The organism is Ruminococcus flavefaciens, assembly GCF_900108555.1.
Taxonomy (GTDB): Bacteria; Bacillota; Clostridia; order Oscillospirales; family Ruminococcaceae; genus Ruminococcus; species Ruminococcus flavefaciens_P.
On sequence record NZ_FNWV01000018.1, the window covers coordinates 15,992 to 38,723 of the forward strand.

At 41.4% G+C, this 22,732-nt stretch carries 22 protein-coding genes; 7 read left to right on the forward strand and 15 right to left on the reverse strand.

What is annotated here, in order from left to right:
* Positions 1-10: 10 nt before the first annotated feature.
* Together BLW60_RS15290 and BLW60_RS16605 are read right to left on the reverse strand one after the other, a co-directional pair.
* Complete coding sequence (locus BLW60_RS15290) at positions 11-1,318, reverse strand: relaxase/mobilization nuclease domain-containing protein (protein ID WP_074718968.1); 1,308 nt, start codon at positions 1,316-1,318, stop codon at positions 11-13.
* Positions 1,222-1,974 carry a plasmid mobilization protein gene (locus BLW60_RS16605; RefSeq protein ID WP_074718927.1) on the reverse strand — a complete coding sequence of 251 codons (753 nt, stop codon included), beginning with the start codon at positions 1,972-1,974 and terminating at the stop codon, positions 1,222-1,224. Before BLW60_RS16605 ends, BLW60_RS15290 begins: the two co-directional genes overlap by 97 nt.
* 687 nt (positions 1,975-2,661) lie before the next feature.
* On the opposite strand from BLW60_RS16605, the gene BLW60_RS15300 reads away from it, so the two are divergent.
* From BLW60_RS15300 to BLW60_RS15320, 5 genes are all read left to right on the forward strand, one after another.
* Positions 2,662-3,528 carry an EamA family transporter gene (locus BLW60_RS15300; protein WP_074718929.1) on the forward strand — a complete coding sequence of 289 codons (867 nt, stop codon included), beginning with the start codon at positions 2,662-2,664 and terminating at the stop codon, positions 3,526-3,528.
* Positions 3,529-3,785: 257 nt separating this feature from the next.
* A complete protein-coding gene (locus BLW60_RS15305; RefSeq protein ID WP_074718931.1) occupies positions 3,786-4,115 on the forward strand; it encodes a hypothetical protein in 330 nt (109 codons plus the stop codon).
* 16 nt (positions 4,116-4,131) lie between these two features.
* Positions 4,132-4,617, forward strand: coding sequence for a hypothetical protein (locus BLW60_RS15310; protein WP_074718933.1), 486 nt, complete (start codon positions 4,132-4,134; stop codon positions 4,615-4,617).
* Positions 4,618-4,621: 4 nt separating this feature from the next.
* Complete coding sequence (locus BLW60_RS15315) at positions 4,622-4,810, forward strand: hypothetical protein (protein ID WP_074718935.1); 189 nt, start codon at positions 4,622-4,624, stop codon at positions 4,808-4,810.
* Between the two features lie 121 nt (positions 4,811-4,931).
* Entirely contained in the window at positions 4,932-6,485 is a 1,554-nt protein-coding gene (locus BLW60_RS15320; RefSeq protein WP_074718936.1) for a recombinase family protein, read from the forward strand.
* A gap of 24 nt (positions 6,486-6,509) precedes the next feature.
* On the opposite strand, the gene BLW60_RS15325 is transcribed toward BLW60_RS15320, so the two are convergent.
* The 5 genes from BLW60_RS15325 to BLW60_RS15345 all read right to left on the reverse strand — a co-directional run bounded on the left by BLW60_RS15325 (position 6,510) and on the right by BLW60_RS15345 (position 11,501).
* The gene (locus BLW60_RS15325; protein ID WP_074718938.1) at positions 6,510-8,441 is read right to left on the reverse strand and encodes a sce7726 family protein; all 1,932 of its coding nucleotides are present in this window, start codon (positions 8,439-8,441) and stop codon (positions 6,510-6,512) included.
* Between the two features lie 119 nt (positions 8,442-8,560).
* Entirely contained in the window at positions 8,561-9,109 is a 549-nt protein-coding gene (locus BLW60_RS15330; RefSeq protein WP_028520385.1) for a DUF1643 domain-containing protein, read from the reverse strand.
* A 54-nt stretch (positions 9,110-9,163) separates the two neighbouring features.
* Entirely contained in the window at positions 9,164-9,661 is a 498-nt protein-coding gene (locus BLW60_RS15335) for a 3'-5' exonuclease (RefSeq protein WP_074718940.1), read from the reverse strand.
* Positions 9,651-10,451, reverse strand: a complete 801-nt coding sequence (locus BLW60_RS15340; RefSeq protein ID WP_074718942.1) for a hypothetical protein — start codon at positions 10,449-10,451, stop codon at positions 9,651-9,653. Before BLW60_RS15340 ends, BLW60_RS15335 begins: the two co-directional genes overlap by 11 nt.
* Before the next feature lie 3 nt (positions 10,452-10,454).
* Complete coding sequence (locus BLW60_RS15345) at positions 10,455-11,501, reverse strand: helix-turn-helix transcriptional regulator (RefSeq protein WP_074718944.1); 1,047 nt, start codon at positions 11,499-11,501, stop codon at positions 10,455-10,457.
* A 137-nt stretch (positions 11,502-11,638) separates the two neighbouring features.
* Between BLW60_RS15345 and BLW60_RS15350 the strand changes: the two genes are divergently transcribed.
* Complete coding sequence (locus BLW60_RS15350; RefSeq protein ID WP_074718946.1) at positions 11,639-12,505, forward strand: hypothetical protein; 867 nt, start codon at positions 11,639-11,641, stop codon at positions 12,503-12,505.
* A 335-nt stretch (positions 12,506-12,840) separates the two neighbouring features.
* On the opposite strand, the gene BLW60_RS15360 is transcribed toward BLW60_RS15350, so the two are convergent.
* From BLW60_RS15360 to BLW60_RS15395, 8 genes are all read right to left on the reverse strand, one after another.
* Positions 12,841-13,905, reverse strand: coding sequence for a site-specific integrase (locus BLW60_RS15360; protein WP_074718950.1), 1,065 nt, complete (start codon positions 13,903-13,905; stop codon positions 12,841-12,843).
* 85 nt (positions 13,906-13,990) lie between these two features.
* Positions 13,991-14,218: a hypothetical protein gene (locus BLW60_RS15365; RefSeq protein ID WP_074718952.1), complete on the reverse strand. Its 228-nt coding sequence runs from the start codon at positions 14,216-14,218 to the stop codon at positions 13,991-13,993.
* Positions 14,219-14,276: 58 nt separating this feature from the next.
* On the reverse strand, positions 14,277-17,324 hold the full coding sequence (locus BLW60_RS15370) for a type IV secretory system conjugative DNA transfer family protein (RefSeq protein WP_074718954.1): 3,048 nt from the start codon (positions 17,322-17,324) through the stop codon (positions 14,277-14,279).
* Positions 17,325-17,544: 220 nt separating this feature from the next.
* Positions 17,545-19,404, reverse strand: a complete 1,860-nt coding sequence (locus BLW60_RS15375; RefSeq protein ID WP_074718956.1) for an ImmA/IrrE family metallo-endopeptidase — start codon at positions 19,402-19,404, stop codon at positions 17,545-17,547.
* Positions 19,405-19,776: 372 nt separating this feature from the next.
* Positions 19,777-20,478 (reverse strand): SDR family oxidoreductase, encoded by a 702-nt coding sequence (locus tag BLW60_RS15380; protein ID WP_074718958.1) that lies wholly within the window; start codon positions 20,476-20,478, stop codon positions 19,777-19,779.
* 54 nt (positions 20,479-20,532) lie between these two features.
* On the reverse strand, positions 20,533-21,072 hold the full coding sequence (locus BLW60_RS15385) for a DUF4303 domain-containing protein (RefSeq protein ID WP_074718960.1): 540 nt from the start codon (positions 21,070-21,072) through the stop codon (positions 20,533-20,535).
* A gap of 101 nt (positions 21,073-21,173) precedes the next feature.
* Positions 21,174-21,902: a hypothetical protein gene (locus tag BLW60_RS15390; protein WP_074718962.1), complete on the reverse strand. Its 729-nt coding sequence runs from the start codon at positions 21,900-21,902 to the stop codon at positions 21,174-21,176.
* 75 nt (positions 21,903-21,977) lie between these two features.
* The gene (locus BLW60_RS15395; protein WP_074718964.1) at positions 21,978-22,208 is read right to left on the reverse strand and encodes a hypothetical protein; all 231 of its coding nucleotides are present in this window, start codon (positions 22,206-22,208) and stop codon (positions 21,978-21,980) included.
* 195 nt (positions 22,209-22,403) lie between these two features.
* Between BLW60_RS15395 and BLW60_RS15400 the strand changes: the two genes are divergently transcribed.
* Positions 22,404-22,732, forward strand: a 329-nt coding sequence (locus BLW60_RS15400) for a GNAT family N-acetyltransferase (protein WP_074718966.1), incomplete at its 3' end; no start/stop codon positions are given.

The window sequence follows — 22,732 nt, forward strand, 5'->3', positions numbered from 1 at the left end:
CTTCCTCTCTTTATTCAAGCTGATTTTTCTTTCTCTTGACAGCCTGTTCGTTTTGCATATATCGGGCAAGCGTTCTCTGACTGTCACGCTTTTGCTGTGCCAGCCTTGAAAGCCTGTCCGCTTCTTTCTTTAGGGCTTTACGCTCCGCACTCATCTTGGCATATTCTTTTCGGGTATTTTCAAGCTCCGTTTTCATCTTGCTGAGTTTAGGTATATGAGCGTCGGGGAATAGCTCTATCAGCTTCTTGTAAGCCTTGTGATACTCGTCAAGTTCATAGCAAAAATCGCTCTTGTACTTGGTCTTCGCCTTGCCCTCCAGAGAAGTATAATTCTTGTAGTAGACCTTGTACTTGCGGTATTCCTCGATAGCAGGAATCTGCTTCTCTAATTCGTGGATACGGTCGCTTAATTCAAACTGCGGTGTTGACATGACCGTAAATTCAGCAAACGCCCTATGAGCTGCACTTTCCAATTCTTCAAGGGTGGAATTGCTTGCGGTCATTTCGTTCAGAGCCTTGCTCGCTGCTTTCATATTCTCACGGTCTGCCCAGTTCTGCAAGCCCTGCGACTGCTGAAATCTCTCCGCTGTGGTGCGGATAATCTTCGCTTTCGGGCTGTGCGACATTTGGTACTTATAGCTCTCGATACGCTTTCTGATCTGCTGGCTCTCGTAGAAGTATCCCAGCGTTTTCGCTCTTGTAAACTTCGCCCTCGGATTGCGTTCTTTCTGCTCCGCAAGCATAAATTTCAGGTCAATTTTGTGGTCGGGATTGTAGTCAACCAATATGCCGAAATCGGCACATTTTGCAAGGAAATCCTCAAAGTCCTCGCTGACCTTGATAACCTCATCAATAGCCCTTTTAAGCTGTTCCTTCCACGAAAGATTTTGCTTGTCAAGCTCCCACTCCCAATGGCTCTTGCCCTTTGATAATTCAGGATTTTCGATGATAGAAAGTCCGTGCTTTCTGCAAAGTTCGTCCGAAATCGTGCGGAGTTTGCTCCACACTCGGTCGGGAATTTTGCCCTGATTATGCTCAGTCTCAAAGGTTTTGCCCGAGTAGAAATTTACATTGTTCACGATGATGTGATTATGCACATGGGAGTGGTCTACATGGACGGCAAGCACATACTGATACTCGTCATTAAAAAGTGCCTTGCAAAGCTCCTGCCCGATAAGCAAAGCCCGTTCGGGAGTGACTTCCCCCGGAGCGAATGATTGTATTATGTGCTGGCACTCGCTTCGGCTTCGTCCTGTGCCGACTGACTGCCTGATGTTTCTAAATTGTTCTGATGCTCCAGATGGAGAAGATACGCACAGGTTGCTAACAACATATTTGCCGTCTGCGGTTTTGTCTGGGTTGCAGATATAAGCAATTGCACCGTATGTTCCCGTGTGGATCGTATGGATACGAGTAATCGCCAAACTTCTTCTAACCTCTCTTTCATATCGGCAATATCTTCATCGTAAAGTTTGCCGCCTTTATTCACTCTATGGGCTACCTGATTGAACGAATTGGAGATAGACGAAATGTACCTCGCTATCTGCTTGATGTCCTCGGTATCTTCTTCCACATTCATCACGGTGAGTGCAGAATATCTGCAATAATCACCCCTGCTTCTGAACGATGTTTCGGCATATCGGCGGTTGATTGCTTCAAGCTCCATATCATTCACTCGGAATGTAATCAGGTGCTTTCGGACTTCGCTCGGCTCGGTGTCCTGCGGTGGAGATTCGCCCTCGGTGGTTTCGGGCGGTTCTGTGAAATCCACCTCGCCCGATTCCGTGACTTCGAGCATTGGAACAGGCTCGGCAGCGGTGTCCTCGGCGCTTGTCGGCTCGCCACTTTCGGACTGCAATTCTTCCTGCATTTCGTCCGCATAAGTGTGGGCAAGTTCTTCCGCAAGCTCCTCGACTTGCTTATGCTTGAACAGCTTTGCAAGTAAGCCTTTTTCGGGCTTTTTGAATATTGACATTGTGTCTCCTTTCTGTATCTCGGTCGGCTATGCCGACCTCTCAGGGGTCTTAGGGGAATTTTCCCCTAACAAGCCGTATAAAGTTTACGATTTTCCATAATCGTAATACTTTATACCGTGCTTGTGAAATATGTCGGGCGTTTCACGCCCTCACTTGTTTTTTTGCCGTTTCACGGCGATTTTTCACGCTCCTGCGTGATTGGAGCTATGCGACTTTCTCTCTGTATCCGCACGGCTCTGAGAGTATTTTACCGGTGTTCGGCGCAGTTATGATGCCAGGTGGGCGGCAGTCTGGTGAAAGTATTTTCTCGGCTCTCTGAGCCGATTTTGAATGTCGATATGCTTATCGTTACATTCAAATTTTTACCCCGCCTGACCGCCCATGAAAATACCCTTCTACTTTACTACCGATGTTTTTGAGAAAATGCTCATGATTTTCCGAAAAGTTTACAGTTTGTTCATGACGATTCTCCCTCTTGCATAGTTTCAACACGGGATTTCTGTTAATGATGACGGTGATTTTGGAGGGTGGATTTCTTGAAAATGGGATTGCTTTTTTGGGGAAGGTATGATATAATTTAGAGGTAGGAGTAAGCACACGGCTTGCTCGTGAAAATCGGAATTTATCTTAGAGATAATTGATGGACGAGAATTACCAGAATATATGACAATGAATAAGGGGAAGATATGTGGCTGATCATGGCTGCTTTGTCCGCGCTCTTTGCCGGACTTACGGCGATACTTGCGAAATGCGGAATCAAAAAGACTGATTCAGACGTGGCGACTGCTCTGCGGACGGTCGTTGTACTCCTTTTTGCCTGGATCATGGTGTTTATCGTTGGCTCTGCTGGAACGATCACGGAAATATCGGCAAAATCTATCATCTTCTTAATTCTGTCCGGATTTGCGACAGGAGCCTCGTGGATCTGCTATTTTAAAGCCCTGTCCGTCGGCGATGTGAACAAGGTCGTTCCCGTCGATAAATCCAGCACGGTTCTGACAGTGCTTATCGCAATCATCCTTTTCAGTGAGACAGAACATCTGGCGGTCAAGCTGATCGGTACTGCACTTCTTGCGGCAGGCGTGTTTCTGATGATCGAAAAGAAGAAAACTGAAGCAAAGGACACAAAGCGCACGTGGCTGCCCTACGCGATCGGTTCCGCTGTTTTTGCTGCCCTGACCTCTATTCTGGGAAAGATCGGCATAACGGATGTAGAATCAAATCTCGGGACGGCGATCCGTACTGGTGTTGTTCTTGTTATGGCTTGGCTGATCGTCTTCGTTAAAGGCAAAGGTGCTGAACTGAAAAATACTGATTCCAAAGAACTTGTATTCATAGCTCTGTCCGGGATTGCCACAGGCGCATCATGGCTCTGTTACTATTACTCCATACAGAACGGCGTTGTCAGCGTTGTCGTACCGATTGATAAGCTCAGCATTATCGTTTCCGTCGCTTTTTCCTATTTCGTATTCAAAGAAAAGTTGAGAAGAAAGGCGCTTGCCGGGTTGATTATGATTGTTGTCGGCACTTTGGCGATGGCGATCTGGGCATAGGAAACAAATAACGGCAAATTCTGATTTATCTTAGCACCAAAAACTGAATATACTTACCCAATGCAGAGCAACACCAGCTCTGCATTTTTTTATGTCCGTTTCAAAATTCCCCATAACAATTTCACGATAAGAAAAGTTTTATGGCGCACCCAAGTTCATGCGCACTGCGAATAGACTTTCACCCCGAAAGTGCGCTATAATTTTAGTATGGGGCTGAGTAGTTCGGCTCGACTAAAATTCAGAATGGTGGTGATGATATGGCTACAACTTCTATCGCTGACAAGCTGGCGAAGCTCGAAAAGAAGATCGCTAAGCGTGAGAAAACTATCGCTGACGAGACAAAGGAGCTTGACAAGGATAAGGCAGAGTACAATAAGCTCTACATCATGTTTCTGTCCGACAAGTACAAGCTGAGTGGCAAAGACCTTTTCTCTGCAATCGAGCGTGAGCATGAACAGCTTGAAAAGCTCCGTGACGGCGGTATGTCCGATTCGGATATAGACAGCCTGACGGACAGCGCTCCTGCGGATAATGACAAGGCTACTCTGTATGAGGATTCTCCCCGTACTCTGTTTGGCGAGGATTGATGAAAGGTGGCTTTGAATGAGTGACTATGTTTTTCTTGTTGGTGACGATTATGAGAGCAGCAACAAGGAATATGTTTCAATAGATACTGACAAGGGCAAGCTGATAAGCATTGCCCTCGCCGCAAGCGGTATCCCGTTCAAAGGGCGTTTCGACAAAGAGCGTATGCTGTTCAACTATGACGGCATTTACAAGGAGTCCGTTGATGAAATTATTGCAAAATTCACCTCGGACGAGTATGCTGAACAGCGCAGGGAGATAGCGGAGCATAAGGGTGATGACTGCCTTTATTTCCTGCCTGCCGTCGCAAAGCTCCTGCGTATGACGGAGGGTACACTTAGGCGCAGACCTATGGATATTCAGCTTGCTGTCTGCAAGCGTTATGTCGATAACTGGTACTGCGACACTTATACAATCCAGCATGAGCTGAAAGATGCGATGATGCTGATAACCAAACCCGAAATGACAGACAGCGAGAAAGATAAAGCTGTCGGAAAGGACTAAAAATTTGAATACAACATCTGCCATAGAAAAGAGAGAGAAGGCAGTTGACTATGTGTCTGATGAGGGTATCAAGGTGAGAGTTTCTTACCCCGATGATGTCCCCGAAAATATCAGACAGCAGAAGATCAACAAGATGTACGATATTTTCCTCGGTGCAATGCGCCGCAATGGAACAAAAGAAACAACTGAATGATCTGGCAATCTGCCGAAAAATGATTACAGTTACAAGAACGCTGTTGCAATTTTCGGACGGTTGCGCTATGATATAGATGTAAAACCAACCGTCCGATTGCAAACGCAATTGGAGGTCAACAATGAAAAGAACAACGAAAACAAATGACGGTATCACGGCTATCTATGTACGCCGATCCGTCAGCGACAAGGATAAGGGCAACAACAGCTTGTCCATTTCCGCACAGAAGGAGGAGTGTATCAGATTTGTGGGCGAGTGCGATTATCGTATCTACTGCGATGACGGCAAGTCGGGCAAAGATGTGATGCACCGTCCCGCATTTATGCAGATGATGAGCGATGCCCGTGAGGGGCTTATCAGCAGAATTATCGTGAAAAAGTATGACCGTTTCAGCCGTAATATGCGTGAGTATCTTAACATTACGGACGAGCTTGACCGCTACGGTGTGACCGTCTATTCGCTCTCTGAGCCGTTCAATACGGAGACAAAAGAGGGTCGTATGATGCGAAACAATCTGCTGAATTTTGCAGAGTTTGAGCGTGAGACGATCGCTGCAAGAGTGGCAGATGCGTTTCAGACAAAAGCAAGAGAAACAGGCTTTTATCAGGGCGGAAAAGTTCAGTTCGGCTATACTCCCGAAAGAAGAACAATTAACGGCAAGACAGGTTCGGTGCTTGTTCCCTCGGAGAATGCGGAGGCAGTGCGTGTGGCGTATGACCTGTATCAGCATCCCGAAAACTCTCTGACCGATATTATCCGCTACATGACGGAGAACGGTATCAATGCTTCAAGACCGACACCACGCACGAAAACAGGCATTTCCAATCTTGACAGATCGCACCTGAGCCGTATTCTTGAAAATCCGCTGTATGTTCGTGCGGATAAAGAAGTGTATCGTTATTTTCTTTCCAAAGGATATGAAATGCTTGACGATATTGAAGCCTATGACGGTATTCACGGTTTGTTCGTTCACGCCGGGCTTGATGATACGCATTTTGTCAAGGTAGCCTACCATGAGGGGCTTGTGCCTGCGGAAACGTGGCTGAGAGTGCAGGACAGGAAGTCGCACCAGAGCAAGTTCCCGACAAACGGCAAGGCTATGAACTCTTGGCTTGTGGGTATGGTGAAATGTGCCTGCTGCGGATATGCAATGCACTTCAATCACTGTGCGAACAGAAAAGGTGTTGTGTATCATCGCTTCATCGACTACGGCAAATTCACGCTGAACGGCTGTCCCACTCCGCCCATTCAGTTAAAGCCGAGACAGGTCGAGGACGCTGTGCTGAAAGAAATGCAGAAGCGTATCGAACAGCTCAAAATCGCAAAGCGTGAGGACAGCAAGCCCGACACCGAAACGGAGAGTATCAAGACGGAGATCATTCGCATTGACAGCGAGATACAGAAGCTCATGGAAAAGCTCGCTGATGCGGACAGCGTACTCTTTGACTACATTCAGAAGCGTGTGAGCGCCCTGCACGAACAGAAGTCGGAGCTTGATAAAAAAATGCAGACCATGTGCCGTAAGCGTAAGGCGATCGACACAAAGCCTTTGGAAGAACCTATGAAGCAGTGGGATAAACTGACGGTTCAGGAAAAGCACGATGTAGCGGCAGCTATGATTGATGTCGTGCTTATATCCGATGAAACAGGTATTGAGGTGAAATTCAGCATTTGAAAAAGTGCGGAATTTCGGTATTTTTTAGTGTTGATAAGGTGATGCGTAGGGCGTGCCGGTTGCAAGGACAGCTCCACGACCACCGTTCTGTTCCTGAACACAATGGATCTTTTTCAGCATTTCGTGGCATTTACTCGAACCTTTGACATTAATACCGCGAAGATTTTTAAGCCTTGTACGGATCGGGATATTCTTAAAATTATGAGCTTCGTCAAGAAAAATAGTGTTTATTTCAAGCTGATCAAAAGTTATGTGAAGAGGCGCTTTTTCCATAGAACTGAGAAGCTCGTCTGTAAGCCTGTGTATATATTCTTTTTCACGATTAATAATCGTAATTCGTGCATCGCCGTATCGTAATGAGCGTACCGCTTCGTTCAGCTTTTGAAGCTGCTGCTCCATATTATCGATAACGCAAGTGCTGGACAGAGGTATCATTTCAAAGCAGCTGTAAGCTATTATGATTCCGTCATAGTCTCCGTCACGCATCTGAACAAGGACTTTTTCTCTCAGTTCAGGCTTAAAGCTTTTCGGATCGATAGTGAGGAGCTTTGCCTTTGGATATAAGTCGGTGAATATCTTTTCCCACTGACCAACAATATTATTCGGCACGACAAACATATTTTTGCGCGACATTCCCATTTGTCGCATTTTCATAGCTGCCGTTATCATTATATATGTCTTTCCGGAGCCAACATCAAAGGCAAGAAGCGTATTATTCTCATTAATTATTCTTTCAACTGCGGCCTTCTGAAAATCATATAGTTCAAAGCTTTCAGACATTTCGGGAAAGAGCATTTCTCTTCCGCTATATGTTTTTTTATCAAGGTCAGAAAACATTTTGTTGTATGCTTCTTCTACTTCCCAAATCCTGTCATCGTCGAGCCATATCCATTTTCGGAATTCTTCTATTATAAGGCGCTGCTTATCAAGTGCAGCTATTGTATCTGTTTCATCATATTTGTTATTTGAGTCATAAAGCTTTATTTCACGAAGGTTCATGGTTGCTTCTATGATATATAAAGCATTATACCTTTTCAAGCCGTATTTTACGGTGCAAGCTGTGTTATCAAAAAACTTCTTATGCTGTATTGACCAAGTTCCGGTCGTATATTCATATTTTACCAGGTCAGAACTGATTCCGAGAAGATGGTAAATAAAATCATTCAATATTCCTTCTGATATCCACGGCGCTCCGAGAGAGACTTCAATATCGGAATACTTTATCTTGTGTTCAGCTCTTGGTGTAACAGTTGCTGCAAACAGCTTCTGCTTTTCCTGTTGAATCTCCTTTGCCTTACTATATAAAGATATCCATTCCTCGAGAGTAAAGCTGTTTGTATCGTCTTCTGCGACCTTTTCAAGAAGCTCTAAAAACGGCGTTTGACTTGTAGCGCTTTCGTTCCTGATAGTAAAGTCTTTTGCATCATAATAAGAATAATCCCGATTATAAAGCTCATAGGCAATTTGTTTCCCAAGAACAGCAGGATCAACTTGTTTTGAGATCTGGTACGAAATAAAATTTTTGTCCTTCTGAGCATACATTGGCATCGAGTTTTTGACAAGTATATTTTTCAGCTCGAGCTTCCATAGTACAGTAAGCTGCGAGCGCCTTGACACGTTAGGATTATCAGCTGCTCTGCGAAGGATTTCAACACTGTCCTGCTCTATGTTTATAATTCCCCAATGACGAGGAACTTTGTTTTCAGCTGATTTTCTGTGCTTCTGGCTGATTACGAGATAATTCTTATCAAAGAAATCATCGTAGGCAGATACCTGTCTGTCAAGCCTGCTGTAGTCATCGCTGTCGCTCTTGATCTCATAACCCGTAAGGTGAGAGCTGACAGCCATTACATCACAAATAGAGCTGCCTATTGACTTTTCCTGATATATGCGGATATCTTGACGTTCTGCAAGAAGGAAGTTTATCAATATTATGCGTATATCCTTATCATTCATACTATCGCCCCTATTATATTATAAAAGAAACGATGTACCATATTTCGTACATCGTTTGAATGATAATTCTATAGTAGGAGCAGAGGATAGTCTAGTATAAATAGCAATAGCTAATTCTTTTATAATTCCAAGTATTCTTTATTTGAAAGATCCCATTTTTCATGTCTCTGAAGGGGATGACGAGGATTCCCTTTGCGAGTGAGTGTACCGAAGTAGAAAACCTTAACTCCTATTTCTGATAGCATTTTCAAGAGTTGATCTTTTCCTTCGTTTAATGCTTTAAGATTAAACCTGTTATCTCCCCATGCTCCCCAGACTTCGGATATATTATTATCTTTTAAGAACTTTCTTATTGTTTTCAAGTTTTCTTTTAATAATTCCGATTTGAAACTATCCATCTTTATCGCATTCGTTGCTCGCTCTGGATACAGATTGAATACTATCCAACCATCAGAGTTAAGCTTTTCACTTACACTGATAATTCTATTAATAGTCCTATCGCTTTCAGTATCTCGTGCTGCAGAAGGGTTCATACAAATTGTAACAAGCGGATTACAGCCTTTTTTCCCTAAAGCATATCGATGCGGAGAAAAGTCTTTTGGCACAAATAAATCAGGCTCAAAACCTGATTTATATCGGGTGGTTTTATCAGTTATTTTGCCGCTCATAGTAATACCTCCTATACACTTATAGCTTAAAGCTAAGATTATAAAACTATTATATCATTTTTTACTCGATAAAGCAATATATGCCTTTCCTGCAACATCAAGATGTCTCCAACTGCCTGTTTCGTCTGTGGTGATACCAAACTGTTTCTCAGCGAAGAGTGTGCTGTAGCCTCGATTAAATGTTAGGTGAAACAAGGTATCAAGGTTGGTAAACCGGTTTTCAAGAGCTGGGAGATCATAATCCTTGCGTATGCGCTCTATGAACTTATTATCAAAGTCATGGTGCATAGTGACAAGATTGCTGTCGTAGCAGAACTCAATGAATTGCCAATAAGCATCTTCCATAGTTGTGCCGTACCTTTGCAGCGTATCATCTGTAATCCCAAGTATCTCGGAAACACTATCAGACAGGACAGCTCCGCTGTTGACATACTCAAAGAAGCGTTCGGTAGGTACTCCGTTTTCAAACCTGAGCGCAGCAAAGCTGACTATCTCAGCATCTTCGTCCAGACCGTTTGTTGTGATGTCGATAACAACGAATTCATCTTTCATTTTCTTTTACCTTTTCAAAAAACTTTCGCATATAACAATCAACGTTTTTATCCAAACCATATTGAGGATTCTTGCTACGTTCTTGACCTTTCATTCGATAAGACGTATGCCACATGGAGATTTCTTTAATCTGTGAATCTAAAGAAGCTGAAATGTCTACTCTATTTGGACCTACATAAACAATGTAATCAGGCTTCATTATTTTTATTTGACGTACTATAAAAGCCTTATATTTTTCAATGTATTTTTCAAACACTTGCCAATCAACAAATGGTCCTCCGCCTCGTTTGTTTAAATTCATATATGCGCAGGAAGCAAGCGCTTTCTTCATACCTTCTTCATTAGGCTTTTTTCGTTCTTCCTTAGATAATTCAGGATGCTGAAGATAATATGCCATTCGAGCCATTTTTTCTTGCTGCTTTGGTCTATTAGATTTTAAATCATTAATAAACCATTTGTAGAATCCTAACTGGGATCTTTTATCTTCCTCTATTGATTTACCTTTAGAATCCTTCATTTCATCTTTTCGATACATGACTATATTAGCTTCCCTAAGCACAAACAAAACCTTTTTCTCTGAACTATTGTATTCATCTTCAGAAATATACCCATCTGCTACAAATGACTTCTGTTCTATGGGAGGATATTTCTCTTTCCTTTTATACGTCCAATACGATACAGTGGTTTCCTCATAGTTCGCCTCAGCAGCATGAGCCTGTTTCCAAAGTGAAAAGAGTTTTTCGAGAGTTTCAGCTGATTTAGCCTCTTCTTTGATTTCTTCAAAAGTCATAGTTCATTCCTCCTGTTCATAGTTATTAATCGCCTTTTTTAGCTCATCTATGACACGCTTCCTGAGGGGAGCAGGTTCAAGAACAACAGCGTGACCTGCATACTGCACCGCCCACTTGAACATATCCTCTTCGCTTATATGCGCACGGACAATGAAATCTTTGTCAGTGACATCGAAAATATCAATGTCAGTTCCGAAGTAGTCGATGATGTCGTTGATAATGTAGCTATTGGCACGGAACTTCACATTTATCTTCTCGCTTGTGAACATATATATGTGCTCTGCCATGTGTTCAGCAAGATCGAGCCCGTACTTATATCCGGCAACCTTATCCGCAGGCTTTATCGGAGCATCGAGCATACGGATATCGCTGATTCTGTCTACGCGGTAATTGGAGAGCCTGTCGTACTTATCGTAGTTGCAGATAAGGTAATAACGACCGCTCATGACTGCAAGCTGGTACGGATTCACTATATATCTGCGAATCTCTCCGTTATCGTTCCTGCGTGGGTGGAGCTGCTTATCGGTACCGTAGCTGCAATACTCAAACTCTACCTGACGCTTCTTTTCTATAGCCTCGTCGAGAACATCGATAGTGAAGAAGAGCTGCTTGTTCGAGCTGCTGTCATCGGGCATAGTACAGATATGACGTACCTTGCTATGAAAGTATACAGAGGACAGCCCCTCCAGCTTCGTGATAAGCTCTTTTCGCTGGCTATATGGAATATGGCGTGAGAACAGGAGCCCATCAATAAGCAGGCGCAGTTCTGCGTCGCTGAAGTCGTGGCTGAGATACCAATCGGTCAGAACAGTCTTGTCCTCGCCGTTTTTGTCCTTGCGAAGCGATTCGCTGTAATTGATAGGATATCCGAAGTCCACAAGGTTCATCAGGTTGCTCTTTACCGCTTTTCTGTCCGCAGGCATACTATACTCTTTTTTGAGAATATCAACAATGTCCTTCTGAGACAGTCGGTGGTCTTCGTCAGTGTATTTCTTCAATATATCGAGAATATTGATGATCATCAGCTTCTTGGGCTGTATCGTGTACATAGTAACACCTCGCTCTGCTTGTTCTATTTATAGTATACGGATAGGAGTGTTCGCTTTTTCGTACATAGCCTTTGTTATATTATATCATAGAGGGAAGAAAAATCAATAGTTTTAAATCAATTTAGGAGGTATTAACTATGAAAACATCAGTTCTCGATTTTATCGACTCAGATACTTTGAGAGAACATCTTAAAGACCAAACACTTGAACCTGCGATAGAATGCATACTGATAGTCCGTAGCCGCATATGTTCAATAGAGAAGAAGTTAGAAGCGCTGAAAGAGAGATATGATACATATTCAGCAGAGGATTTTAAACTTGGAACATACTATTGTCGAGAAATTGACCTTAAATCAGCTTTAAAAGAGTACATTGATTCTACCGAAAAGGTTCTTGCTGATATGTACCGTCCTGACAATAATCATGTTTTTAGCGCTCATGCCACAGATAATATCGGTTTCCATGGAACATTCAATACTTTTGAAGCTGCTATAGATGAAGTAAAGAAGAATCATTACGAAAATGAGTTTTGTATAGTAAAAGCGAGAATAAATGAATTTGAAAATGTTACAGATATAACAGCACTTATCAATGAAAATGGTGAGCCTTATGATTTGTGGAATCTATATAACGACAGAATAGGCTGGAGTTTATATGGTGCATATGCTTGGATACCGCATCGATACGCAACCGGTGATGTTGTTGTATTCACTTATGACAATACATTTGCTGTCGTCGTTGAGGATAACAGAAGTCCTATAAAAACCACAGATCTTGATATGAACGATATGACCGTAAGGTGTGTAGTATTTGAAAAGAACGCTTGTCATTCCAGCGGCGGTGTATTTATCCAAAGGGACTTTTCGCTACTCCGAATCGAATCAGCCACAACAGCAGAACTTGATGAATGTCCCAAAGAATTGATAAGATTCAGCCATCTTGTGAAAGGCGGTATCAGTCCGGCGGAATTCTTGGAGGAGTATAGCAACGGTAACATTCATTGAAAGCTTTTTGTTAATGAATATTTTTAAATAGAATCAGCTCCCGTAAAGGGAGCTGGCTTCATTTATTATCGTTATACTGCCTTTTAGTCGTGTGCATTTCGTGTGCATTTCGTGTGCATTTCACCTGTTTTTTATGCACACGGAGCTGCAAAATTGCGGTTTGAACTGTTTGAAACAGGTAAGAGAAAAGCCTGTATTTCGGTGCTTTTCTCGAAATACAGGCTTTATCGTTCTGGCAGGGGCAGAAGGACTTGAATTTCTTCCCATTGTACCAGTTCTTGCCTATATTACGCTGTTTACAAGGCGATGTTTTGCTTTCGTGAAGCAAATCTGCTTCACGATGCTTTTTCTGCATCACCATTAATGACGCCATACATATAGGAATCGAAGACCTTCAAGCTTTCACGTACTTTTTGTTTGGATGTGCGGATATAAACACTATCGAGTATTTTTGAGTTGGACCAACCACCGAGTTTCTCAAGGACCTCTTTCTCAATTCCAAGTCCGTTCATTGTAGTAGCAAATTGAGCTCTGAGGTCATGGAATCTCATTTTGAGGTTATTCTTCTTTAGAAGTCTGTCATATCTGCGTTTGATTGCTCCATAGTTCTCATTGACAATAAAATCTTCTGAGCTGGTATGTGGAACTTGTTGGATCAAATTGTAAATATAATCTGGTATAGGAATATCTCGTGTGGATTGCAAAGTTTTATTACGTTGCTCAACGACGTCGTGTCCATTAATACAAACCTTTGCACGCCTAACTTTAATATACCTACCGTTGTCGTCCTCAAAGATATCTCCGAACTGAAGCCCACGGACTTCTGAAATGCGCATTCCACCGCACCAAATCGCTAATAAACAGGGGAGTTCTACGCTTGAACCGATAATGACGTTAAGAACTTTATCCAAATCAGGAAGGTCTTCTGTCTTTATAGGCTTTGGCGGGAGTCTAAGTTTTTTCAGTGGTGGTAGTTCAACTTCAAGCAGAAGGGCAGAGCTCCTCAGAAGATCATAAGCAAGTTTGATAGACTTATAACCTATACCGCGCTCTGCTTCAAGATTTATAGCCCTTTGAATATCAAGAAGCTTTAAATCTGTAATGAATACATTATGTATCGATTTTAGCCTATTTTTAGCAGCTGATTGATACCCGTACAATGTTGAGGGAGCAATGAGATTACTTTTGGCTTCGATATAGATGTCAAAAGCATCCCTAACTGTTATTCGGCTTGGGTCAATATGCCCACCAAACTTAACATATTCATCAGCGAGACGAAGAACCTCTGCTTCGGATTTAGCAGTAAACGACTTCGTTTCACGAGTTCCGTTTTCCTTCTTTCCTATAGTAACTTGAATACGATAGTTTCCTGAAGGGAGTAACGTTGCTTTACGCTTCATACAGTTCATCCTTTCTGAGCGCAGAAAGGAGTATCATATCAATACTATTATAGCACTTTCTACGCTCAATGTAAAGAGGGATACGTTATAACGACATTAAATCACTAAACTCCATGCCATTAACGTAAAGGAAATTATCTAATTTTTCAAGAGTAATGTGCTGAGCAGAACGATCATACTCTTTTAAAGTGCGATCGCTTACTTGTAAACATGCAGCCAGCTCAGAATCAGAAATATCACGAAGATTTTGCCAATACCTTATTCGAGCCCAAATGCGTTTATATAACGTAATCCTCTGCGCTTTCTTCGCCATATCATCACCTCCTAAAATCAGTCATGGAGCGGCCGATAAGGCCGCTCTTATGTAAACTTTAATCATATGAACCGACATACGGCGGACGATAAGTCACGCCAATTAATGCGTTCCTGATAGGGATATTTTTGCCTTTATGTTCGCTATAGGCCGGGCCGATAAAGGCACACTCGCCCTGTTCGAAACCGCGCAACACGTCCACAGAAATGTGCGTTTTCTCGGAAACAGCCTCAATGCATGACTCCATAGGGCTGAAAAAGATCTTAGTGCCACAATAGTCGAACACTCTGCCCAGATTATCATTACCATTAGAGTACCTCTGTGACGCCAGAAATGCTGCTATATTGACTTTTCTGCCATTAGAAAGAAGTATATCGATCGGTGCGCCTATGTCCAGATTCATCGTCTGAATTTCATCAAGAATAAGGCTAACGTTTCCAGCACGGTGTGCGTCCTTGTAACTATAGAGGTGATCTGCCACCATGTCAAGCGGATTGCAGTCAACCTTTACTGTGGCATTTCCTGTGGAAATCACTATGATTTTTCCTCTGTCCGCTAACAGTTTGTCCCACCCTGGAGGCGCCTCATTATTAGTGGCTATTGTACTGAAAACAGAGAGGACTCTATTCATCACCTTGATTTCGTCCTTTTTATCTCCAAATGAGCCGACGATCAAGTTATACATATTCTTCTCACCATTCTCTATCTTATCCACCATTATTTCGACAGCTGTCATCAGGATGTTGAGCTGATTGCAGCCAGAAAGATGTGAGCCGGAAAGCAACATACTAAACAAGCGTTCCCTTTTCTGATAAACATTTGTGCAGTTGCTGAAGTCAAGCAAATCAATCGGAAAGCCCTTAACGCTCATATCCCAGAACAAAACCCTTTCGTCGACTATCTTCTTTGGAACTTTATGCTGACTCCATTCATATTCACAGTAAGAATTTGTCGGATCGAGAATGATTACCACATCATCTGCTGTTGCTCGTTGCAACGCCTGCATCATGAGAAAGTCTGTCTTACCTGACCCAGGAGAACCACAGACTGCCACGAACGGATTTATCGTATTATATTCCTTGATGAACTGGCCACAAGCCATATCAAGGCGACGATGTTTTATATATGGAAAAAAATGCTCAATAGCCTCTTCTATTCTATGGAAAACATCTGAAGCAACATACTCATCGATGATGTTATTAGCTTCTGGCGACAACCACTCCCTCGAGAACGTGTAAAATCGCTTTGGCTTTTTTTTATAACCGCCTTCAATTTGAACTCTCCAAATTTTCTGGTTATCCTTTGAATTAGGATAAGGAATTAAGACACCCTCGGCTTCCAAAGCTTCCATAGCCTTATTTATGCCTACTGATACATCTGAATTGGCAAGTATTTCCTCAATAAAAACGTTCCGTGTTAAGCAAAAAGAATCATCACTGGAAATCAACGCCTTTTCATGGTTCCAATATGGTGGGCCTTCCTCTAGTCCTATTTCTAGTCTGCCAGTACATACTGCATCGCTCGTTACATCACCGATTGCTTTACAAACACTACGACTCATAGAAGTTCTTTCCTTGACCTCATTGCGAAGCCACTGAAGCATATCTTGTACATCACTGTCTGTGAATAATCCGCCTTCCCTAAGCAGCAGGGCGGTTGCGATAAAAATTACCGCAGAACTGCTCTGGCTTCTCATTGGAAGTGTCTTAATCATTTCTCTAGCATTAGCTATCGCTTTTTTCATGCGTTGCTTCAATGCATCCGGATTACGTTCAGCAAACTTCACGATGTTGCAATCGAGTTCTCCGACTACTTTCTGAACTTTTTCAAGATTCTCAATTTTAAGCTGCTCTGTTAGTGATAACTGATGCAATTCGAGGCCCTCAGGTATGCTTCCGGCGCGATCTATGACCAGAACAGGTACTATCCTTTTGAGATCATCATTACCATTTCCGTTATGCAGCAATTCATATAAATATTTTAATATTTTATTGAAATCGTGCATTGAGCAAATAGTGCAATCATGACGAATGATAGCAACACAGTCGACATATCTCTTTGCCTGCTCTTCGATGTACGGAAGCCGCATTGAAGAGAATAGTGTTTCCATTGTCCGATGCTGCCTATTCTGCATAACCACCGTCATGACCTTAGATGTTGTGTCATCAGAGGTTTCGACCGCCCAAGCCCTGTCTTGCGTCAGGCTCTCTTCCTTAAATTGTGGAAGTAATCGGCTCATCGCCGAAATTACTGTGCCGATCTTCATCGGAAGAGAATCCTTGACAAGATTATGGTAGTCTGCTAAAATATCACTGTATGCACGTTTTGGTTTATCGAGCATGATATCTTCAAAAACATTACGTAACCCTTTGCCTTTATATAATCTTTTGAATAAGAGATTATTGTACTCTGATGAACAGAATATACTATCTCCACTCGGAGTCAAGCACCAACCTGCATGTGTTGGAGGTGAATAAAAGTATACAGCTGAACACATAAGCAGCGATCTTCGAAAAGCCTCTGCAACATATTTTGTTTCAAGAGATGTATCTTCGAGCTGTAACTCGGAAATTATTCTGCGGTCACTCAAATCTCCGTCGTAGAATATCAATGGGCTTGCGCGGCCTTTGATTATAATAAGGAATGCATAGCAAATTCCTGGTCCCGAAGCCGCAACGATAAGGCACCCCGTGACTTTGACTGAGGAGATAAACTTAGGTCCCCTTGTCTTGTACTTCAGCTGCCAGTGATCAAAATAGGGGTTCAGATCCAGATGCTTTTCATCGTAGGCTGGATCCTTCTTTACCTTGTGCGCGATAAAACTCGCCCCATCAAACACATAACCGCCTATTTTGACTGTCTCGCTTATAAACGGTGATGAGTGAAACAGTTTTGTTCCTTCCTCAACCGTGAATTCACGACGGACCTGTTCTGTGATTTCTGTGCGTAGTTTCTCAGTTTGTTCAGCACACTTCTCTGCAGCTAAACTTTCTGAGAGTTCTACAACTCTTACATTCAGTTCCTTTTTATGCTGTTCAATGAGCTTTTGTGCGTCAAAAGGATCACTTGTAACCGCCCATGCAAGATCTTCAAACGTTTCTTCCATTTTTAAATACCTCCTATTGAAATTTAAGGTTGCAACCTTATACTTAACATTATATCAGTCAAAAAGCTGTTCCTCAAAAACAAAAAGTTTTCATAAAAACGCTATAAAAAAATAAAAAGGCACCATGCGATAGTAGCATGATGCCTGAATAAGCCTGTTTTACGAAAACAAAAAGTTCTCAAAACGGATTAATTTTTATTTTTTATCTATTTATTTTAAATCAAGACATCTCCTCAAAATACTTAACTATTTTCTTCCAGTTGTTAATAAGATATAGCGCATGCTCTTTAGATGTACCAAAAATCAGCTTGCATATTTTACATTCTGGAATTGGACTATCAAGATTATATCCAGCTTTGGCAATTAAATCTCGGCCTTTTTCAATATCCAAGCCTAATTCAACACAAAGTAGCATCAACGTTTGTAGCTTTGGATAACTTTCTCCCTTAAGGTATTTTTTTATAATAGTATTGCTGAGAGATATATTTGACGAAAATTCATCAATAATTTCTTCAGCTTTATGAGTAAAAGAACCGTTCTCATCTATAACGGTGAAATCTGAACCGAACAAATGATATTGAAGCGTCTCTCCAAATGTGCGCAGTTTTGCAGTCTTTATTTCTTCAGATAGATAATCATCGACTTCTTTTTTTAAATCCTCCGGAATTAAAGGGGTTAAATCTATTATACTGGTATTTTTTGTATTCGATAAGTATACCTGTTCTTGATATGAATATTCTCTCTCATACACTCTGCTACATACTGAAAACTTTATACAACATTCATCTGCATTATTTCTCGCATTTTCAGAAAGAACAAGTCTAATACCATCTTCACTAAATTCGACATCTATATATTTTCCATCCAGACGACATACAACATACCCGAGATACACATATCTGCCAGAGTTTATAAGTTCGGCAAATACTTTATCTTCGTGCATGAGCTTTTCATAATTTTTACGGTATATTACAAATGTCTCATTTTCTTTAAGCGTACCTAGCTGGAAGTAGAACGGAGCAGGCTGTATCTTCTTCCCGTTCTCTTCATACTCCAGGCATGTACCGTCAACACCGTCATAGCCTAACTGCCGATTTCGTGTTTTAGCTACATATAGTGAAACCCCATACATTTTTGCAAATTTTTTTACAAACGTCTGCCTCATGTCGCCATAATTCCCGTTATAAGTAGATAGATCGTTGGCAATTTTTTTGTTTGCAGCATCAACAGTACATGAAGGGATAGCAAGTCTCATTGCAAGAGCATTTGCTTGCCATTCAGCAATACAAAGAGCTTTTTGTATATCTGGCATGTTATCAGCAAAAGCAACAGGCTTTTCCAGACAATTCATAGTATCAGCATCTGTTCCTAACAGGACAAGCAGTTTAAAAAAACGCTGATGTAGGTGCCAGTGAACCAGCTCATGTGCTACAGTTACAAGAAGCTCACCGTCCTTCTCATCAAAGTATTTCTTCTTATTTAAAAGGATTACTCCTGGCTTAGCATGACCGCAATCCTCTTGAATGTTTTGCTTTTGTATATCCCACCGATAAATCTTTATGTCAGTATCAACAAGGTTTATTCTTCCAAGGCAGTCATCAGGAAGGTCTGCAAAGAATATCGGGGCGTTCATATTGTCAATAATTTTACCCAACGATAGCCCATATCCATGCATGCCAGCGAATATATCATAATAAGAAAAGAGCTCATTGCCTATACGCTCAAGATCCTCTGCCCTTACATTTGGAAGAATGAACTGGCTTAGTAGGTTATCATCACGAATATCACTTTTTTCACACTTGTCAACTTCTTTAACCCGAATATCCTGAAGCTTTCGGTCAAGATTACCGAGTAAAGTGACTTTGTAATACTTCTTTCCGGAAACAGTTTCATTACTGTCAACTGAAACCACAAGCTCCATTTTCAAATCATTGTAATTATCATCTGTACAATACAGCGACTCAATAAGAGTATTTCCGTTTATGTCCACATCACTGTTTTGATGCTCCGTTACTGCTTTATCAATGAGCTTAATATGTTCATTCTGCAGATAATCTTTTAAGTTTTGATAACGAGCCATGTAGCAAATCCCCCTAACATGATATACTGTCTATCATCCTAAAACAACATTTTTTTATAACGATTACGTTTTTTCAGAAAATACAAAACCTGAAATTCTCAAAAAGTGATCTTTTTTATAGTTTTACGAAATTCAATTTTTCTAAAAAGCGTAATTGACTAACAAAACTTCATTTTCTAACCTGTATCCAACATATATATGGGTATAGATTAAACCGTATTTCTGTACTTAAATTATATCATAATGACTCGTGAAAGTAAAGTGATACGTTGCTCTGTCATAACAAAGCAGAATTACTGTCAAGCACATAATTCAAATTTATTACAATTAAAAAGATATAAGATATCCGCCCGTATGGGCGGACAATATCGTTCATTCAAGTTTCCAGCCGTTGTCGCCGTGATATATCATCAGCTTTGTCATACCGCCGTCGATGCAAATGTTCTCGCCTGTGATAAAGCCTGCTTTGTCTGAGCATAGAAAAAGAACCATATTGGCAATGTCGAGGGGATTCCCCACACGTCCGCAGGGCTGCTGATAAGCGTCGGGACCTTCGTAAACCTTATATGACGTATCTATCCACCCCGGGGAGATAGAGTTCACACGCACTTTACCTGCAAGGCTGACCGCAAGTGCGTGAGTGAGCGCAGCTATACCGCCCTTTGCCGCAGTGTAGCTCTCGGTCTGCGGCTGACTCATACGGTCACGCGTGGACGAAATATTGATGATACTGCCGCCGTTATTGAAGTAGAGCGCGAACAGCTTTGACAGATAGAAAGGCGCAGTTACTCCCACCGCCAGCGCATACTGAAACTCCTCATAACTGCACTCGTCAATGCCTTTCATCAGCGGCAGAGCGTTGTTGATGAGATAGTCGATGTGTCCGTGCTCGGATATTACCTGCTGTGTAAACTTTTCAAGCACAGACTTGTCAGAGATGTCACCGACAAAGTGATCGCCGTAAGCCTTGTCTATAACACACACCGTCGCACCATTCTTGCGGAACTCCTCGGCTATACACTTTCCAATACCATTTGCGCCGCCTGTGACTATGGCAATCTTATCATTGAACATATTTTGCTCCTTATATCTATTGATGCTTTCACTTTCTTAAAGCATAAGGCTATATTAATCATAATACCCACAGAATCTCGCAAAATCATCAACAAGTTCTATTCCGTTCGCACGTATATTCTGCTCAGCTATCTCGTAATAATATTCAAGCTCATGTATGAGTACAGGTATTTCACGTCCAAATGTCTCCTGGATAAAACCTGATTCATGCAGTTCTCTTACAATGTCGACAAGCATTTCAACAAATGCTTCTGTTATCTCAGACTCAAATTCAACAGGAGTAGTATCGCAAGCCTGACAATAAGCAAAGTTGCTGTTAATTATCCATTGTCTGACAGTATCGGCTGTGTCATCCATTCCAAATATGAAGTCGTCATTTTGCAGCCAGAACGCATAATTCCAGCGAGCTTCTTCCTCATCCGAAGCATATTCAAGCTGCTCGTTCATATATGATTCTGTATTATATCCGACAGTTACAGTAGGACGACACGGATCGTCGTCGTGGTCATATACATACAATGAAACGACATATATATCAGGTTCGTCCCACGATGCTATCGTCTGCATTATCGCTTCTTTAAGCTGTTCTTTCATATACTTACTCCATTATATGTCATTCACCTGTGACTATTTCTCCAGTCCAATCAACGATACCACCGAAAAGATCAGTACCAGCTATGCCTGAACAGCAAATATCAATCATCACTTTTTTTCTGAGTGACTTTTATTCCTTTCTCGTCAAGCTGATGTATTGCTTCATCTGAAATAGATCCCTCTGAAACGGTCAGACTTTTCAAAGAATCCATTTCACAAATTCCAGAAACATCTTCTATGCTATCAACATATATAAACAGCTCAGTTACATTGTCAAAAGAAGACAAGAATTTACAGTCCTTCATAACATAGCTTCCGTCAGAATTGATTATATTGTCATCAACAATTGTATCTAATAATGATATGCTTCTGAGCGATAAACACCCTGCAAGTGAATCAAAGTTTTTGACATCACTGAATAGAATATTAACATAAGACAGATTGCTATTATTGAATCCTCCAAGGTCAATATCTGTACGATAAGTATACAGTTTCTGTAAACTGCTGAATGTACTTATTTTTTTTGAATCGAACCTGTTTACACTGGATAGTGACAGAGTCAATATAGAAAGTTTTTTAAAATCTGCCAAGCTACTGATATCATTTTCATTAGCTGATGTCAACATCAGATCCTCAACTTCTGTGCATCTATTGATTTCCTTAATATTAGTATACCTTAGATTCGGGCTTATTTCTTGGATATCTGTTTTATAGATTTTGCCGTCGATCTTTACATAATTCTTTCTCAAATAAACAGCTCCAGAAGCTATGCACAGAAGTATTAGCGCTGCAATTATTGCAGCAACCTTTTTTTTGAATGAATCCTTCATAGTTTCTCCTTTTTTAAACACAGCTAGGTCGCTGCGTTCGGCTTTCTTTATTTCACACACAAAACCTGATTTCTATTATTCGACATCTAAGAATTTCTCAATAACGACCATAATCTCTTCAAGGCGCTTATCGCCTATACCCTTGATCTTGCTCAGCTCAGCTTCAAGAGCCGGAAGATCAATTGTTTTACCCTGTTCTCCGAGCAACTCATCTCCGTACTGAAGGATGAACTTTGTAAGCTCTTCTCGGTTCATTTTCTTGATTTTTCGGTAAGTGTCCCTGTCAATGATCTCTTGATTTCCCATATATAGCTCCTTTGCGTTTCTTATCACTTATTATAGCATATCGCCGCTATAATGTAAATACGTGAAACAAAAATGCTCAATTAGCGGTATTCTATATATGTATCCTTGACTTTGGACGATAGTGCAGTGTATAATATGGATAGTAAGCAGGGAACTGTGATAAATCGGAGTTTGTAAGAAGATCGAGGAAGTAGAATGAATATTGTCATAGCAGAAGAAAAACAGGTAAAAACAATTGTAGACATGTCTGTCAGAGCATTTGAAACAGACGTAAATGTTGGCGGAACAAAAGGCGACTGTCCGCCTGAATATGATTCAGTAGAATGGCATAAACAAATGGCTCGAGAGGGGCATTTGTATCAGGCAATGATAGGAAAAGATATTGTGGGAGCAGCCATCATATTCTCGGACGAAACAAAAAATACTGTGTACATTGGCAGAATTTTTATTGACAGCATCTATCATAGAAAAGGTTATGGAACTCATTTAATGGAGTGCATAGAAAAGTACTACCCATTTGCCGA

Bases quoted from the DNA above. Each gene is read 5' to 3' on its own strand.
- BLW60_RS15380 (WP_074718958.1), bottom strand. From the start codon at position 20,478: ATGTTCAATGATAAGATTGCCATAGTCACAGGCGGCGCAAATGGTATT.
- BLW60_RS15365 (WP_074718952.1), bottom strand. From the start codon at position 14,218: ATGGCGAAGAAAGCGCAGAGGATTACGTTATATAAACGCATTTGGGCT.
- BLW60_RS15395 (WP_074718964.1), bottom strand. From the start codon at position 22,208: ATGGGAAATCAAGAGATCATTGACAGGGACACTTACCGAAAAATCAAG.
- BLW60_RS15350 (WP_074718946.1), top strand. From the start codon at position 11,639: ATGAAAACATCAGTTCTCGATTTTATCGACTCAGATACTTTGAGAGAA.
- BLW60_RS15360 (WP_074718950.1), bottom strand. From the start codon at position 13,905: ATGAAGCGTAAAGCAACGTTACTCCCTTCAGGAAACTATCGTATTCAA.
- BLW60_RS15370 (WP_074718954.1), bottom strand. From the start codon at position 17,324: ATGGAAGAAACGTTTGAAGATCTTGCATGGGCGGTTACAAGTGATCCT.
- BLW60_RS15320 (WP_074718936.1), top strand. From the start codon at position 4,932: ATGAAAAGAACAACGAAAACAAATGACGGTATCACGGCTATCTATGTA.
- BLW60_RS15340 (WP_074718942.1), bottom strand. From the start codon at position 10,451: ATGACTTTTGAAGAAATCAAAGAAGAGGCTAAATCAGCTGAAACTCTC.
- BLW60_RS15325 (WP_074718938.1), bottom strand. From the start codon at position 8,441: ATGAATGATAAGGATATACGCATAATATTGATAAACTTCCTTCTTGCA.
- BLW60_RS16605 (WP_074718927.1), bottom strand. From the start codon at position 1,974: ATGTCAATATTCAAAAAGCCCGAAAAAGGCTTACTTGCAAAGCTGTTC.
- BLW60_RS15310 (WP_074718933.1), top strand. From the start codon at position 4,132: ATGAGTGACTATGTTTTTCTTGTTGGTGACGATTATGAGAGCAGCAAC.
- BLW60_RS15385 (WP_074718960.1), bottom strand. From the start codon at position 21,072: ATGAAAGAACAGCTTAAAGAAGCGATAATGCAGACGATAGCATCGTGG.
- BLW60_RS15390 (WP_074718962.1), bottom strand. From the start codon at position 21,902: ATGAAGGATTCATTCAAAAAAAAGGTTGCTGCAATAATTGCAGCGCTA.
- BLW60_RS15305 (WP_074718931.1), top strand. From the start codon at position 3,786: ATGGCTACAACTTCTATCGCTGACAAGCTGGCGAAGCTCGAAAAGAAG.
- BLW60_RS15330 (WP_028520385.1), bottom strand. From the start codon at position 9,109: ATGAGCGGCAAAATAACTGATAAAACCACCCGATATAAATCAGGTTTT.
- BLW60_RS15300 (WP_074718929.1), top strand. From the start codon at position 2,662: ATGTGGCTGATCATGGCTGCTTTGTCCGCGCTCTTTGCCGGACTTACG.
- BLW60_RS15345 (WP_074718944.1), bottom strand. From the start codon at position 11,501: ATGTACACGATACAGCCCAAGAAGCTGATGATCATCAATATTCTCGAT.
- BLW60_RS15375 (WP_074718956.1), bottom strand. From the start codon at position 19,404: ATGGCTCGTTATCAAAACTTAAAAGATTATCTGCAGAATGAACATATT.
- BLW60_RS15335 (WP_074718940.1), bottom strand. From the start codon at position 9,661: ATGAAAGATGAATTCGTTGTTATCGACATCACAACAAACGGTCTGGAC.